Raw genomic sequence first — 14,540 nt, 5'->3', positions numbered from 1 at the left:
AAATGAGTCGGAATGAAAACAGACATAATCGATATGATGATAACTACGAATATCAGACCAATAAAAGAGCACAGGCAGTGCCACAGGGATATGGAGCCAAAGGCAGTTTTGAAGATGTTTCTTCTTATTCTTCACAAGGTCAGAAAGGCCCTAGAAAAAAGAAAAGTGCAGGCAGAAAAGCAATTGAGATTATCTTGGCTGTTATTTTCTCGCTGCTGATTGTCTTGGGCGCAGGATTGATTTATGTGTCAACGTATCTGCTCGGTGATTTGAATACCACTTCTTTGACAAAAGATCCCGCAGAGCTTGGTATTGCGTCAGACGTCATTTCTGATAATAGCATTAAAAATATTGCTTTATTTGGTGTGGATTCACGTGGCAATAGCTTTACGGGAAACTCCGATGCGATTATCATTATGTCAGTTGATATGAAGCATAATAAAATCAAATTAACCTCGGTTTTGCGTGACTCTTATGTTCCAATTGAAGGCAACGGTTCTTACAAAATTAATGCGGCTTATTCTTGGGGCGGTTATGAGCTTGCCATTAAGACGCTCAACCAAAACTACAACATGGACATTATGGATTATGTCACCGTCAATTTTGGCAGACTCGCAGAATTAATTGATGCAGTCGGCGGTGTAGACGTTGAAATAAGAGAAGATGAAATTTCATATATGAATGATAACTTGAGAGGCTTGGCAATTGAGCAGCCCGAATTAGGGATTGATTCGGATGACGAAGTGACAGAAGCGGGGCTCCTGCATCTTTCAGGGCATCAGGCAGTTGCGTATTCAAGAATTCGTTATTTAGATAGTGACTTTGGCCGTGTGGGTCGTCAGCAAAATGTGCTTGAGGCGATGTTCCAAAGAGTAATGACAATGAGTAAAGCAGAATATCCAAGTATGATTAAGCAAATGATGCCGCTCTGCGAGACTAGTTTAGACCCCGGTGATGTGTTGCCCCTTGCACAAGTGGCACTTTCAGGTTTCACAATGGAGCGCATGACAATACCTAATGAAATTACGGGATATGATGATCCATATATAGATGATATGTCAGTTATTTTGTATGATTTAGAGGATGCGTCTCATTTAATCGATGCCTTTATCTATGAGCAAGATTCTCCCTATTATGACACTTATTATGGTAGCAGTACAGAAGTAGATGAGTAATGCATGAAAAGGAGCATTTTATGATGAAAGAACCTGTTTTATTGATTATGGCAGCCGGACTTGGCAGCCGCTACGGTGGTTTAAAGCAGATTGACCCTGTAGGGCAGAACGGTGAAATTATTATTGACTATTCGCTTTTTGATGCTGCCAGAGCTGGATTTAAAAAAGCTGTTTTTGTAATCAAAGAAGAAAACTTGAAGGACTTCCAAGATGTGATTTTGCCAAAAGCCGGCAAACATATGCAAATTGAATTTGTTTTTCAGACGCTCGAGAAAGTTCCTGCTGGTTTTAATGTTCCTGAAGAACGGGTGAAACCTTGGGGAACAGGGCATGCAGCATTGATGGGTAAAGAGTGCATTGAAGGCCCTTTTGCGGTCATTAATGCCGACGATTTTTATGGCCGAGAAGCGTTTGAGAAAATTTATCAATTTTTGACACAGGCAGAGGAAACAGAGATTTTGCCTTGTGCCATGGTTGGCTTTCAGCTTAAAAACACAGTGACAGAAAACGGCTCTGTTTCTCGCGGTGTATGTGAAACAGAAGGCGGATTGCTAAAAAACATTGTGGAGCGCACCCGAATTGAGCAAAGAGAAAATGCGATTGCCTACACAGAAGACGAGGGCAAAATATGGCACGATTTGCCCGAGAATGCACCGGTTTCGATGAATATGTGGGGATTTACCAACCAATTTTTTGCCGAACTTGAAAAAGACTTTGCACGGTTTTTGCTTGAAGAAGTGAAGGGCAACCCTCTGAAAGCAGAATTTTATCTTCCTTTTGTGGTAAATGCTTTGCTGCAAAAGGGTAAGGCAAAAGTAGAAGTTCTGACTTCTCAAGATAAATGGTATGGTGTGACCTATAAAGAAGACAAAGAAATGGTGATGGCAGCGTTAGCAAAACTGGCACAAGAAGGAATCTATCCGTCGCCGCTCTGGTCTTAACGGTTATAAAAGGGCAAAAAAACACCCCTTGATTATCTACATCAACCAAGGGGTCGAATAAGTTAACCAAAAGGCGAGCAACTGGTCTTGAAAGCACTGTAATAAGCATAGAAAAGAAATTTTATAGTAAAATCCTATTCTCGCTATGAAAGAAATGCTTCAAGCTGCAAACGCTTAATCCCTGTTGCTGTTAGTATTATGACCGACTTCTTTGCGGTTTATGCAAACGATAAAAAAGAAATTTTTTCTTGCAAACGTACAGAGTTTGTGGTAAAATATTTTTTGATTATTAAAGAAGTATTAAAAGATGGATGAGGTGCTGTCATGTCAGTTCTTAATATTGTTTTAGGCTCTATATTGATTCTTTTTTCTGTTTTGGTGATTATTGTTATTTTGCTGCAAGAAGGCAATCAGAAAAACGTGGGTGTGGTAACTGGCGGTGCAGATACGTTCCTTTCTAAAAATAAAGCAAGGTCGGCTAACGCTTTTCTATCACGTTGGACCAAAGTAATTGCGGTTGGTTTTGTTGTGTTAGTCATTATTATCAATGCGGTTGCTTTTTTTGCAAAATAAGTTGTTTTGGGTTTTGCGCCTCGCTTTTGCGAGGCTTTTTTTGTGTAATCTAAGGGGGATAAAATGATTCAGGTTGCAGAAAGAGAAGAACAAAGAAAGAAACTTTTGGAGCTGTGCCAAAAGTCGGCATTTGGCTGTAAAATTGCTTCTATTGCTACGGCCTATGGATTTGACAAGAAGTTTTCGTGCTTTTGGAAGGAACAAGATTCCAATGCTGTGTATTGTTTGGTAGATGATGTTATGATTATCAGCGGCACACCCAAAAATGCAGAAGAGACAAATATGTTTCTTAAAATGGTCGGCGCCAAAGAAATTATGTGTGCCTTGCGAGGGGCTGAAAAACTTTCTATGCCCATGCAGCATCAAGGTGATGTTCTGCAAAAAAAGCTAGAATTTGAGAGCGGTGCTTTTGTAGACACCAGTGAAGTCAATATTCGTGAAATCTATTTTTTACTCGAAGAATGTGGTATGGAAACCGACTTTGAAGCTTTTTATATGGATTTATCTCACCGATTACGGCATGAAGCGGCACTTGTAGTGACCGAATATCAAGAAAGCCAGCTGGTAGGTTGTGCAGTGGTTTCATCCATTACAGACACAGCAGCCATTTTGTCGGCAGTAGCGGTAAAAGAATCCTTTCGAAGAAAAGGAATCGCCAGTGAATTAATAAAACAGGCCGAAGCTGCTTTGGGCGGTAAAACGATTTACATATTTAAAGAAAAAGGACTGCACGAGGAATTTTATAAACAGCTTGGGTATCATAAAGCCGATACGTGGGTAAATGCGCCTGTTGAATAGCGATGATGGGTCGCGTATCCTATTTTAAAAAGCAAAGTAGAAAGGAAATCTAAGTTCATGTATGAATATTTTACAATAGATGATAGATTGAAAGAACTTTCAAATCAAGCAGAAGAAATGGCAGCACCTTATTATCGCAAAACGGAAGAAATTCAGCGGTATACGCAGCAAAAGATGTTGGCAGCTTTTGCTAAAGCGGGTGTTAGCGAAAGTCATTTTGCAGACAGCACAGGGTATGGATACGGCGATAGAGGACGGGACGTACTGGATGAAGTCATGGCATTTGCGCTAGATGCAGAAGATGCCTTGGTGCGCCATAATTTTGTCAGCGGAACACATGCGTTGACGGTAGCGCTTTTTGGTATTTTACGACCCGGAGACACGATGCTTTCTGTCACCGGAATGCCATATGATACGATTCATGGCGTCATAGGAATCGGCAAGCCATCTAGTGGTTCATTGAAAGAGTTTGGGGTTTCTTATGAACAGGTTGATTTATGTTCTGACGGCACGCTCGACTATGAAGCGATGAAGCAAACTATTTCTCCGAAGTACCGTATGATTTATTTACAGCGTTCTAGGGGATACAGTCTTCGCCCGTCTCTTAGCGTGGAGGAGATTGCCAAAATAATAGCCATTGCTAAGAAGAATGCACCGAATGCAATTGTGATGGTGGATAACTGCTATGGAGAATTCTCACAGACCACAGAGCCAACTACCTATGGCGCCGATTTAATGGCAGGTTCGTTGATTAAAAATATCGGCGGAGGTATTGCGCCCACAGGCGGATATCTTGCCGGTAAAAAAGAACTCATTGAGCAGTGTGCCTATCGCTTGACAACGCCGGGAACAGGCCGCGAAATTGGCTGTACTCTAAATACCAAGCGCGAGCTTTTTATGGGACTTTTTCACGCGCCTCATGTAACGGGAGAAGCCATGAAGACGGCTATTTTTGCGTCAGCACTGTTTACGCTCATGGGCTATGAGGTCACCCCTCGTTATGATGAGCCGAGAGCAGACATTATTCAAGCCATTTTACTGCAAAAGCCGGAGGCACTGATTGCTTTTTGCAGGGGGATTCAAAAGGGAGCACCGATTGATTCTTTCGTTGTGCCTGAACCAGCCCCTATGCCTGGTTATGATAGCGACGTGATTATGGCGGCAGGCGCCTTTACGCTTGGTGCTTCGGTAGAGCTTTCTGCAGATGCACCGCTGCGTGAACCGTATGCAGTTTGGATGCAGGGCGGTCTGAACTATCATAGCGGCCAATTGGGTGTGCTGTTAGCGGCACAGGAAATGCATAGCCAGAATTTGCTCCATTTATAGGATAAAACAGGTGTGTTTAGAAATTTAGCACTTGGTAAATGTGGGCTTGTCACATTGGGTTTTTACAGCAATTATGTGGTGAATTTATCGGATATCAGATTACCCCAGACAGTTGAGTTTGCGGGAAAGGATGAATGAAAAACAATGGGATTACTAAACAGAAAGAAAAATTTGCTGGTGATGTTTGCTTCACCAAACTCACAACAAAATACCCGTACACTTCTAAACAGTTTTTTGCAGCCTTTTGAACAGGATAAAGACTGGAAAATTACCGAGATGAACACCTATGAAATGCGGGCAAAGCCTTGTGTTGGCTGCCGGGCTTGCGCTAAAAAAGAACAATGCGTGTTTGACGATTTAAACGATTTTGATAAAGCGTTTCGGCAAAGTGATTTATTCGTCGTAGCTTCTCCCGTGTATTTTGATTCGTTTCCGTCACCGTTTAAAGCTGTTTTAGATCGAATGCAGCGCTATTTTGAAGCTCGATTTTCACTGGGAATTGAACAGTCGATTAAGAAAAGCCGAAAAGCAGTTTTGCTGCTAACGATGGGTTCTGAACAAGAAACCGCCATTGAAGTCACCATTCGTCAACTCGAAATGGCATTTGGCGTGATGAACACAGAGCTAAGTGGTTGTGCGGTTTGGAGCGGTACAGACCGAAACAAGGCAGAAGACAGGGCGTTTGCTCAGAAAAAAGCACATGAACTTGCGCTTGAAATACTGGGGCGACCGTGATATGATTACTATAATATTTTAATATAAGGAGTTTTACGATGTCAGGGCATTCGAAATGGAGCAACATAAAAAGAAAAAAAGAAAAGACAGACGGCGCCAAGGCTAAGATATTCACAAAAATTGGACGTGAATTGGCTGTAGCGGTAAAAGAAGGCGGCAGTGCTGACCCTGCGTCAAACTCTCGTTTGAAAGACTGCATTGCCAAAGCCAAGGCAGCGAACGTTCCCAATGAAAACATTGAGCGAATTATCAAGAAAGCTGCCGGTGACAGTGATTCAAACAGCTATGAAGAATGTACGTATGAGGGATATGGTCCTTCTGGTGTGGCTGTTATTGTAGAAGCGTTGACAGACAACCGAAACCGAACAGCGGGTGAGGTTCGCCATGCTTTTGATAAAAACAATGGTAATTTAGGTGCGACAGGCTGTGTATCGTTTATGTTTGCTAAAAAAGGTGTTATCGTTGTGGAAGGCGATGGCATAGATGAAGAAAAGCTGATGAATGATGCACTTGAGGCAGGCGCTTCTGATTTTGCCGCTGATGAGGATGTATTTGAAATCACTACTGAACCGGAAGACTTCAGCGGTGTTCGTGATGATTTAGAGGCCAAAGGGTATTCATTTATTTCAGCAGAAGTAGAAATGGTGCCGGATACCTACACGAAAATAGAAGATGAAGAAGTCAGTAAAAAAATGCAGAGAATGTTGGATATGCTTGAGGACAACGACGATGTCCAAAACGTCTGGCACAACTGGGAGATGCCTGAGGAAGATTGAGTTTAACACTTAAACAAAATTGGGTTTTCTTTTCAATGAGTCCATCCAAATGAAAACAAAGAAAACCCTGTCGGCAGATAAAATGTCCGATAGGGTTTCTTTTATACGAAGTGTTCTGAAAACGGAGGTATATATGCGGCATTTAATCAACCCACTTGATTTCACAAAAGAAGAAACAGATAAGGTAATAAAGTTAGCAGAGGATATTTCGCAGAATATAGAGAAGTATTCTCATACATGTGCCGGTAAGATTTTGGCGACCCTGTTCTATGAACCCAGCACACGTACCAGACTAAGCTTCGAATCAGCAATGATGCGCTTGGGCGGACAAGTTCTGGGATTTTCATCGGCGCAAAGCAGCTCGGCTTCTAAAGGGGAAAGCGTGGCTGACACGGCTCGCATGATTTCTTGTTATGCCGATATTGTGGCGATGAGGCACTATAAAGAGGGCGCGCCTGCCGTGGCAGCCAAGTTTGCTTCCGTTCCAATTGTCAATGCCGGCGACGGCGGGCATCAACACCCCACGCAAACATTAACCGACCTGTTGACGATTCAAAAAGGCAGAGGATCGATTGACGGCATTACCATTGGCCTTTGTGGTGATTTGCGATTCGGAAGAACAGTGCATTCGCTAATTCAGTCACTTGTACGCTATCAAAATGTACGATTTATATTTATTTCTCCCAAAGAATTAACACTTCCTGACTATATCATTGAAGAAGTGGTAAAACCGTCAGGATTCCCTTATCGAGAAGTTTCTTCTATGGAAGATGTTATCGGTGAGCTAGATGTTCTCTATATGACCAGAGTGCAGAAAGAACGTTTCTTTAATGAAGAAGATTATGTGAGATTGAAAGATTCCTACATTCTCGATCACAAAAAAATGGCACTGGGAAAAGATTCTCTCATGGTAATGCATCCGCTGCCAAGAGTAAATGAAATTGCAGTAGAAGTAGATAAAGACCCTCGTGCTGTCTATTTCAAACAAGCGCAGAATGGTGTCTATGTACGCATGGCGCTGATTCTCTCTTTGCTGGGCATCGAAAACGAGATTTTGGAGGATTCTTTATGCTAAATATCGATAGTATCACGAATGGAATTGTGATTGACCATATCACAGCGGGCAAGGGAATGCGCATTTATGAGCTGCTAGAGCTCGATAAATTAGATTCTGGTGTGGCAATTATTAAAAATGTAAAAAGTAATAAATACGGAAAAAAGGACATTATAAAGATAGATAGTATCACAGGTGTCAATTTAGATGTGCTGGGATTTATTGATAACAGAGCCACTGTTTGCACCATTCAAAATGGCCAGCTTGTGGAGAAGAAAAAGCTTGATTTACCGGACAAGCTTGTCAATATCGTTTCTTGTAAAAATCCACGTTGTATTACTAGTATTGAAGCCTCAATTGAACAGGTTTTTTATTTGTGCAGTGCGGAAGATCATCGCTATCGCTGCCAATATTGTGAAGAAGAGTTGACCCAAGAATGACGCAGTGGCAGAACAGAAAATAAATTTCTCAAAAAGGAGGTCATTGCTATGAGAAAGTATCCTAAAAGAAAAGAACCTGTCTGGCCAAAACTGTTTTTAGGGATTATCACAATCTTGCAGTTGGGTCTTACCATCATGTTGCATGTTATGAATCGCCAAGATACTCTCAAGGTGATTCAAAAGGAAGATGAGATGACCGTAATTAATCGTGCTAGGCAAGAAACTAAAAAAGTGAAATAAAACAATTTTTTTAATTTATTTATCCTTGATTCTTTAAAAGGCAAACAAAAACAAAGTATTGTTTGACAGGCAAGGACAATTTATAGTAAAAACAGGGAATCTGTTTTTTGATGTTGACAGACTAGATTTAATTATGTATAATAAATTTTAATTTAATAAAGCGAAATGTGATGAAGGGAAATAGTAGTCTGCGTGTAATGTTTCAGAGAGCTGCCGGGTGGTGAGAGGCAGTACGGCAGCGCATGATGAAGTCTCTCCCTGGAGCAGCCGCCTGAAGGACGAAAGTTTGTGTAGGCGCGGTCGACTGGCACTATGTTACAGTGCCCGATATTATCTTTTATACCCCGGGTGTAGAGAAAGATAGATATTGCTAAGTGGTTATGGTGTAATGCCATAGCAAAAAGAGTGGTACCGCAGAGTTTTTACCTCTGTCTCTTATATAAATTTATAAGAGACAGGGGTTTTTTGTTTACCATCAATTATAAATAACAAATATAGCATATTGGCAAAAGAAAATGAAAATTAGGTTGTTTTTGAAGTGGTTGCTTCAAAAATCTCCGAAGAAAAGGAGGCAGCATTATGAGAGTTTCAGGTGCAGAAATAATTTGCAAAATTCTGATGGAGCAAGGCGTAGACACGATTTTTGGGTATCCAGGCGGAGCTGTTCTGCCGATTTACGACGCTTTGTATGATCATCGAGACAAAATCAAGCATTATATCACAGCACATGAGCAGGGCGCAGCCCATGCCGCAGATGGCTACGCAAGAGCAACGGGGAAAACCGGAGTTGTTTTGGCGACTAGCGGCCCCGGCATGACAAACCTTGTTACCGGCATTGCAACAGCCTATATGGATAGCATTCCGATGGTTGCGATTACAGGTAACGTGGCAAGCTCGCTGATTGGCAAAGATAGCTTTCAAGAAGTATATACCATGGGCATTACGATGCCGATTACCAAACACAACTTTTTTGTACAGGATGTAAATGATCTAGCAGAGACACTGCGAGAAGCATTTCGTATTGCCGGCAGCGGCAGAAAAGGCCCTGTGCTAATTGATATTACAAAAGATGCTACCATTAATGAGGGCGAATTTCACAGTGGTAAGAAATTCGAAGAGAAGAAAAAACCTTTTGATAACAAAGATGCTTTGAAAAAAGTGGTTGAATACATTGATAGCAGCAGACAACCGTTAATTTGCTTTGGCGGCGGTGTGGTAGGCAGCGAAGCAAATGCTGAAATGTATGAATTGGTGCACAAAATGGACATTCCGGCGGTGCATTCGATTATGGGCACAGGGGTTTTGAGTTGGAATGACCCGCTGAATATCGGCATGGTGGGCATGCATGGCAGATTTTCGGGCAACAAAGCGCTTGATCAAGCCGACTTGATTATAGCAGTAGGATTTCGTTTCTCCGACCGTGTGGCATTGAACCCAGGAAAATTCGGCAGAAATGCAAAATTTGTGCAGATTGATATCGACCCCAGTGAAGTGAATAAGAACGTGAAAGTAGATTATTCGGTCATTGGCGATATCAAGCAGGTGCTGCAAAAATTGATTCCTATGTTAGATGACACAAAACACCCGAATTGGATTCACCAGATTGACGAATGGAAAAAGGCCGATTATCAAGAAGTTGACAGCGAAACTAAGCTGAAACCTCACCAAATTATTGGCGCTATTACCGAGGCAGTTGGTGAAGACGGCATTATGGCAACGGATGTGGGACAGCATCAAATGTGGGCGGTGCAATATTGCTGCCGTACCAGACCGAGAAGCTTTTTGACAAGCGGCGGTTTGGGAACCATGGGATTCGGATATGGCGCAGCCATTGGCGCAAAGGTAGCACAGCCCCAGCGTAAAGTGGTTCATATCACAGGTGACGGTTCTTTCCATATGAATATGAATGAAGTAGCAACGGCTGTCAGCTATAAAATTCCTGTTGTAACAGTTGTTATTAACAATGATGTGCTTGGTATGGTTCGTCAGTGGCAGCACAGTTTTTATGATGACAGATATTCAAACACCACACTTTCTCGTGCAACTGACTATGTTAAGACAGCAGAGGGTTTTGGCGCAAAGGGTTATCGTGCCGAGACCATTGCAGAATTCAAGAAGGTTCTGCAAGAGGCACTGGAGGTTGACGGCCCAGTTTGGATTGAATGCCCGATTGGTAGAGATGAACAGGTGCTGCCGATGATTCCAAATGGCGGCACAGTCGAAAACATTATCATGGGATAAGCAGAAAGGAGGAAAAACAATGGATCAAAACCGACAAGTGGTGTCTATGCTTGTAGATAACCATTCAGGCGTATTGGCGAGAGTTTCAAGCTTGTTTGCCCGAAAAGGCTTCAATATCGATTCGCTGACTGTTTCGGCAACCAACGATGAGAAAATTTCTCGCATTACCATTACAACAACAGGGGATAAAAATACACTGCATCAAATTTTGAGTCAGACAGGCAAATTGATTGAAGTGCAGTGCGTAGAAGCCATGGATCCCGATGACAGTATTCAGCGTGAGTTGCTCTTGGTGAAGATTAAGGCAGGAGAAAAGATGCGCAATGTCGTTACCAGCGTATCGGATATTTTCAAAGCCAATGTAGTAGACCTCTCTGTGGATAGCATGGTGGTGGAGTTGACCGGAAAGCCTTCTAAAATTGATGCGTTCTTAACCGTTATCAATGAGTATGAAGTGATTGAGATGTGCCGAACCGGTGTTACAACCATGGCAAGAGGCAGTCGGGTGCTCGAAAAGATCTAAAAATAAAATAGACTAAATTAGGGGGAATCTCCCTGATTTACATACAGAAAAAAGACGTTTTAAATTAGAAAGGGGTACTAAACCATGATTAAGAAATATTATGACAAAGATTGCAATCTAGGAATGCTTGACAATAAAACCGTGTCCATTATCGGCTTTGGAAGCCAAGGTCATGCTCACGCCCAAAACCTGAACGAAAGCGGTGTTAATGTTGTTGTCGGTCTGCGCAGTGATTCTGCCAGTGCTGCCAAAGCAAAAGCAGCCGGTCTTACCGTTATGGAGCCTGCTGAAGCTGCTAAAGTCGGTGACCTTGTAATGATGCTTGTTCCGGACGAACTTGCTCCTTCCATTTATGAAGAATCCATTAAGCCAAATCTAGTTGAAGGCAATGTGTTGATGTTTGCTCATGGCTTTAACATTCATTACAACCAAATTGCTGCTCCTAAGGGTGTAGACGTTATCATGGTTGCTCCTAAAGGACCTGGTCATACTGTTCGTAGCGAATATGTTCGTGGTGCAGGTGTGCCTAGCCTTATCGCTATTCATCAGGACGAAACTGGCAGAGCCAGAGATTATGCGCTTGCCTACGCTTCCGGAATCGGCGCTGGCCGTGCAGGAATTTTGGAGACTTCTTTCAAAGAAGAAACCGAAACAGACTTGTTTGGTGAGCAAGCTGTTCTTTGTGGCGGTGTGACCGAGTTGATGAAAGCTGGCTTTGAAACTTTGGTTGAAGCTGGTTACGAACCAGAGATGGCATATTTTGAGTGTATCCACGAAATGAAGCTCATTGTTGACTTAATCAACGAGGGTGGATTTGATTACATGAGATATTCAATCTCTAATACAGCTGAATACGGCGACTATCGCACAGGCGAAAGAGTCATTACAAAAGAGAGCCGTGCAGCGATGAAACAAACCATCAAAGAAATTCAGGACGGCACTTTTGCAAGCGAGTTCATTCAGGAATTTGGCGCAGGCAAAAAAGCACACTTCCTTGCCAAACGCCGTGTAGAGTCTGAACATCAGCTTGAAAAAGTGGGTGGAGAACTGCGCAGCATGATGAGCTGGCTGAAAGATAAGAAATAAGAGAACGGCTGAAAAATTCAGGCGGTAAAAGAGAACAGTGCCGCTTTTGCGGTTCTGTTCTTTTCTTATTCTAAAGAGGAATGAAAAAGTAGCATTTCTTTGCTAGAATAAAAAAGGGTTAGCACTCATTAAGAGTAAGCCTACGAGATAAAAACTAAAAATCCTAATCGTTGTCGGCTCAACCACGGTATTTGAAATTGCTGACAAGAACAAAAAGGAGATGAATCCTGCTATGAAATGGAATAGTAAAAATGTAACTGAGGGCGTGGAGCGCGCGCCGAACCGCTCGCTTTTTCATGCAATGGGATATACAAATGAAGAACTGGACAGACCATTGATTGGTGTTGTCAGTGCGTATAGTGAGGTTGTGCCGGGGCATATCCATTTGGATAAGATTGCCGAAGCCGTAAAAGCGGGTGTTCGCATTGCTGGCGGTACACCAATTTTGGTGCCGTCTATCGGTGTTTGTGACGGTATTGCGATGGGGCATATCGGCATGAAATATTCACTGCCGAGCCGTGAATTGATTGCAGACAGTGTTGAAACTATGACACGCAGTCACGGGTTTGATGGTTTGGTGCTCATTCCAAACTGTGATAAAATCGTACCGGGCATGATTATGGGAGCAGCAAGAATGAATGTGCCTGCCGTTGTTATCAGCGGTGGTCCTATGATGGCCGGTAAGGTCGGTGAAAGAGAAGTCAGCTTGTCGCAGATGTTTGAGGCAGTTGGCTCTTATAAAGCAAATTTGATGGACGAGGCAGAGTTTGAAGAATTTGAAATGGGCTGCTGTCCCGGCTGCGGTTCTTGTGCCGGTATGTATACGGCTAACAGTATGAACTGCTTGTCAGAAGCACTTGGCATTGCACTGCCCGGCAACGGAACCATTCCGGCTGTCAAGGCACAGCGTATTATGCTTGCCAAAAAAGCCGGTATGCAGATTATGAACCTTGTCGAAAATAATATTCGCATTCGAGATATTCTGACCGACAAAGCGATTCAAAATGCGATGGCCTGTGATATGGCTTTGGGTTGTAGTACCAATAGTGTGCTGCATTTATTGGCAATTGCTAACGAAGCAGGTGTTAAGCTAACGCTTGAAGATATCAACAATATGAACCCCCATGTGCCGAACTTGTGTCACCTTGCTCCGGCAGGTCCTGACCATATCGAAGATTTAGATGCCGCTGGCGGTATTCCCGCTGTTATGGCAGAACTTGCTAAAAAAGGCAAAATTGACACTACGCTGATGACAGCCACAGGCAAAACAGTAGGCGAAAATATCGCCAACGCAAGAAATAAAAACCCCGAGGTTTTGCGTCCGATTGACAACCCATATTCAGAGAGCGGCGGCATTGCTGTGCTTTGGGGCAACATAGCCAAAAAAGGTGCAGTTGTCAAAAAGAGTGCAGTTGCACCTGAAATGTTGGTGCACACAGGTCCGGCAAGAGTATATGATGACGAATCGGAAGCAATTGCGGCAATTTATGGCGGTGAAATCAATAAGGGTGATGTCGTAGTCATTCGCTATGAAGGCCCAAAAGGTGGACCTGGTATGCGTGAAATGTTGAACCCGACCTCTGCACTTGCTGGTATGCGTTTGGATAAAGACGTTGCACTTGTGACAGACGGACGTTTTTCGGGAGCTTCTCGCGGTGCCTCTATCGGCCATGCCAGTCCTGAAGCCGCAGTCGGTGGCGAAATTGGGTTGCTGCAAGAAGGCGATATCATTGAGATTGATATTCTCAAGAACAAGCTTAATGCAAAAGTTTCAGAAGAAGAATTTGCGGCAAGACGTGCTGTTCAACCTGAATTTCAACCAAAAGTGACAGAGGGTTGGTTAAAGCGTTATGCCAAGCTGGTGACCAGTGCTGATAAAGGCGCGGTGCTAGATTAATAGCTGTCACTCAAATTTGAAAGAGTTGCCTTAAGAAGAATAAATAAGGACATCGCCACTTGTTATAGGCGATGTCCTTATTTATGTAGAAGTTTTATGGTTTAACAAGTTTATAATCATACTGTTGCAAGTCATTGTTGTGAGCAAAGCTATTCTTGCCTAGATAGCCTAGATTAAAAGGCTAGCACTCCCAAATGCTCCAATAGAATTTTGACGCCTATTATGACTAAAACAACTCCGCCAAAGAATTCTGCTTTTGACTTAAATTTTGCGCCTACAAGATGACCAACCTTGACGCCGATAACCGACAAAGAAAAGGTAGTGATACCAATAAAACTAACGGCTGGCACAATATCTGTGCTGAGAAAAGCAAGGGTAACACCAACAGCTAAAGCATCGATGCTGGTGGCAAGAGCAAGCGGCAGCATTTCTTTTGCCCGTAAATTTTCACAACCACAACTCTCTTCTTCCTTTTTAAAGGAACCGATAATCATGTTTACACCGATAACGGCAAGTAAAAAGAAAGCAATCCAATGGTCAATACTTTTGATTTGCGTTTCAAACTGCATACCAACTAAATATCCGATTAACGGCATGAGAGCTTGAAAAATCCCAAAATAAAGGCCAACGGTGATCGCTTTTTTAGCGGTGGCTTCTTTCATAGTCAAACCCTTGCAGATAGCAACGGCAAAAGCGTCCATAGAAAGTCCGATAGCAATCAAAAACAGTTCAATA

At 42.7% G+C, this 14,540-nt stretch carries 15 protein-coding genes and 1 other annotated feature; of the genes, 14 read left to right on the top strand and 1 reads right to left on the bottom strand.

From position 1 onward, the window contains the following. Nucleotides 1–2 precede the first annotated feature (2 nt). From CS931_RS06185 to ilvD, 14 genes are all read left to right on the top strand, one after another. Nucleotides 3–1,175, top strand: coding sequence for an LCP family protein (locus CS931_RS06185; RefSeq protein WP_099204900.1), 1,173 nt, complete (start codon nucleotides 3–5; stop codon nucleotides 1,173–1,175). A 23-nt stretch (nucleotides 1,176–1,198) separates the two neighbouring features. After that, entirely contained in the window at nucleotides 1,199–2,116 is a 918-nt protein-coding gene (locus CS931_RS06180; protein WP_099205137.1) for a sugar phosphate nucleotidyltransferase, read from the top strand. Between the two features lie 324 nt (nucleotides 2,117–2,440). Next, nucleotides 2,441–2,689: a preprotein translocase subunit SecG gene (secG, locus tag CS931_RS06175; protein WP_099204899.1), complete on the top strand. Its 249-nt coding sequence runs from the start codon at nucleotides 2,441–2,443 to the stop codon at nucleotides 2,687–2,689. Nucleotides 2,690–2,752: 63 nt separating this feature from the next. Beyond that, nucleotides 2,753–3,487 carry a GNAT family N-acetyltransferase gene (locus tag CS931_RS06170; RefSeq protein ID WP_099204898.1) on the top strand — a complete coding sequence of 245 codons (735 nt, stop codon included), beginning with the start codon at nucleotides 2,753–2,755 and terminating at the stop codon, nucleotides 3,485–3,487. A 57-nt stretch (nucleotides 3,488–3,544) separates the two neighbouring features. After that, nucleotides 3,545–4,813 (top strand): methionine gamma-lyase family protein, encoded by a 1,269-nt coding sequence (locus tag CS931_RS06165; RefSeq protein WP_099204897.1) that lies wholly within the window; start codon nucleotides 3,545–3,547, stop codon nucleotides 4,811–4,813. Between the two features lie 144 nt (nucleotides 4,814–4,957). Next, complete coding sequence (locus tag CS931_RS06160; RefSeq protein ID WP_099204896.1) at nucleotides 4,958–5,548, top strand: flavodoxin family protein; 591 nt, start codon at nucleotides 4,958–4,960, stop codon at nucleotides 5,546–5,548. 38 nt (nucleotides 5,549–5,586) lie between these two features. Next, nucleotides 5,587–6,324, top strand: coding sequence for a YebC/PmpR family DNA-binding transcriptional regulator (locus tag CS931_RS06155; protein WP_099204895.1), 738 nt, complete (start codon nucleotides 5,587–5,589; stop codon nucleotides 6,322–6,324). A gap of 133 nt (nucleotides 6,325–6,457) precedes the next feature. Continuing rightward, the gene (pyrB, locus tag CS931_RS06150; protein ID WP_099204894.1) at nucleotides 6,458–7,399 is read left to right on the top strand and encodes an aspartate carbamoyltransferase; all 942 of its coding nucleotides are present in this window, start codon (nucleotides 6,458–6,460) and stop codon (nucleotides 7,397–7,399) included. Further along, nucleotides 7,393–7,818 carry an aspartate carbamoyltransferase regulatory subunit gene (locus tag CS931_RS06145; RefSeq protein WP_099204893.1) on the top strand — a complete coding sequence of 142 codons (426 nt, stop codon included), beginning with the start codon at nucleotides 7,393–7,395 and terminating at the stop codon, nucleotides 7,816–7,818. The genes pyrB and CS931_RS06145 overlap by 7 nt, the downstream gene beginning before the upstream one ends. 48 nt (nucleotides 7,819–7,866) lie before the next feature. After that, nucleotides 7,867–8,058 (top strand): hypothetical protein, encoded by a 192-nt coding sequence (locus CS931_RS06140; protein ID WP_099204892.1) that lies wholly within the window; start codon nucleotides 7,867–7,869, stop codon nucleotides 8,056–8,058. A 161-nt stretch (nucleotides 8,059–8,219) separates the two neighbouring features. Beyond that, nucleotides 8,220–8,497: a binding site (T-box leader), on the top strand. A gap of 140 nt (nucleotides 8,498–8,637) precedes the next feature. Next, nucleotides 8,638–10,299, top strand: coding sequence for a biosynthetic-type acetolactate synthase large subunit (ilvB, locus tag CS931_RS06135; RefSeq protein ID WP_099204891.1), 1,662 nt, complete (start codon nucleotides 8,638–8,640; stop codon nucleotides 10,297–10,299). Nucleotides 10,300–10,318: 19 nt separating this feature from the next. After that, nucleotides 10,319–10,822, top strand: coding sequence for an acetolactate synthase small subunit (gene ilvN / locus CS931_RS06130; protein WP_099204890.1), 504 nt, complete (start codon nucleotides 10,319–10,321; stop codon nucleotides 10,820–10,822). Nucleotides 10,823–10,906: 84 nt separating this feature from the next. Then, nucleotides 10,907–11,908, top strand: a complete 1,002-nt coding sequence (gene ilvC, locus CS931_RS06125) for a ketol-acid reductoisomerase (RefSeq protein WP_099204889.1) — start codon at nucleotides 10,907–10,909, stop codon at nucleotides 11,906–11,908. Nucleotides 11,909–12,140: 232 nt separating this feature from the next. Next, the gene (gene ilvD, locus CS931_RS06120; protein WP_099204888.1) at nucleotides 12,141–13,805 is read left to right on the top strand and encodes a dihydroxy-acid dehydratase; all 1,665 of its coding nucleotides are present in this window, start codon (nucleotides 12,141–12,143) and stop codon (nucleotides 13,803–13,805) included. Nucleotides 13,806–13,978: 173 nt separating this feature from the next. Here ilvD and CS931_RS06115 read toward each other — a convergent pair whose 3' ends face one another. Beyond that, nucleotides 13,979–14,506: a manganese efflux pump MntP gene (locus CS931_RS06115; RefSeq protein ID WP_370738186.1), complete on the bottom strand. Its 528-nt coding sequence runs from the start codon at nucleotides 14,504–14,506 to the stop codon at nucleotides 13,979–13,981. Nucleotides 14,507–14,540 lie beyond the last annotated feature (34 nt).

The organism is Scatolibacter rhodanostii (assembly GCF_900197595.1).
Classification (GTDB): Bacteria; Bacillota; Clostridia; order Oscillospirales; family Acutalibacteraceae; genus Scatolibacter; species Scatolibacter rhodanostii.
This window is presented reverse-complemented; position numbering and strand designations above follow the sequence as displayed.

Excerpts from the sequence above, each read along its gene's own strand:
- CS931_RS06185 (WP_099204900.1), top strand. The coding sequence starts at position 3 with ATGAGTCGGAATGAAAACAGACATAATCGATATGATGATAACTACGAA.
- CS931_RS06180 (WP_099205137.1), top strand. The coding sequence starts at position 1,199 with ATGAAAGAACCTGTTTTATTGATTATGGCAGCCGGACTTGGCAGCCGC.
- secG (WP_099204899.1), top strand. The coding sequence starts at position 2,441 with ATGTCAGTTCTTAATATTGTTTTAGGCTCTATATTGATTCTTTTTTCT.
- CS931_RS06170 (WP_099204898.1), top strand. The coding sequence starts at position 2,753 with ATGATTCAGGTTGCAGAAAGAGAAGAACAAAGAAAGAAACTTTTGGAG.
- CS931_RS06165 (WP_099204897.1), top strand. The coding sequence starts at position 3,545 with ATGTATGAATATTTTACAATAGATGATAGATTGAAAGAACTTTCAAAT.
- CS931_RS06160 (WP_099204896.1), top strand. The coding sequence starts at position 4,958 with ATGGGATTACTAAACAGAAAGAAAAATTTGCTGGTGATGTTTGCTTCA.
- CS931_RS06155 (WP_099204895.1), top strand. The coding sequence starts at position 5,587 with ATGTCAGGGCATTCGAAATGGAGCAACATAAAAAGAAAAAAAGAAAAG.
- pyrB (WP_099204894.1), top strand. The coding sequence starts at position 6,458 with ATGCGGCATTTAATCAACCCACTTGATTTCACAAAAGAAGAAACAGAT.
- CS931_RS06145 (WP_099204893.1), top strand. The coding sequence starts at position 7,393 with ATGCTAAATATCGATAGTATCACGAATGGAATTGTGATTGACCATATC.
- CS931_RS06140 (WP_099204892.1), top strand. The coding sequence starts at position 7,867 with ATGAGAAAGTATCCTAAAAGAAAAGAACCTGTCTGGCCAAAACTGTTT.
- ilvB (WP_099204891.1), top strand. The coding sequence starts at position 8,638 with ATGAGAGTTTCAGGTGCAGAAATAATTTGCAAAATTCTGATGGAGCAA.
- ilvN (WP_099204890.1), top strand. The coding sequence starts at position 10,319 with ATGGATCAAAACCGACAAGTGGTGTCTATGCTTGTAGATAACCATTCA.
- ilvC (WP_099204889.1), top strand. The coding sequence starts at position 10,907 with ATGATTAAGAAATATTATGACAAAGATTGCAATCTAGGAATGCTTGAC.
- ilvD (WP_099204888.1), top strand. The coding sequence starts at position 12,141 with ATGAAATGGAATAGTAAAAATGTAACTGAGGGCGTGGAGCGCGCGCCG.
- CS931_RS06115 (WP_370738186.1), bottom strand. The coding sequence starts at position 14,506 with ATGGACGCTTTTGCCGTTGCTATCTGCAAGGGTTTGACTATGAAAGAA.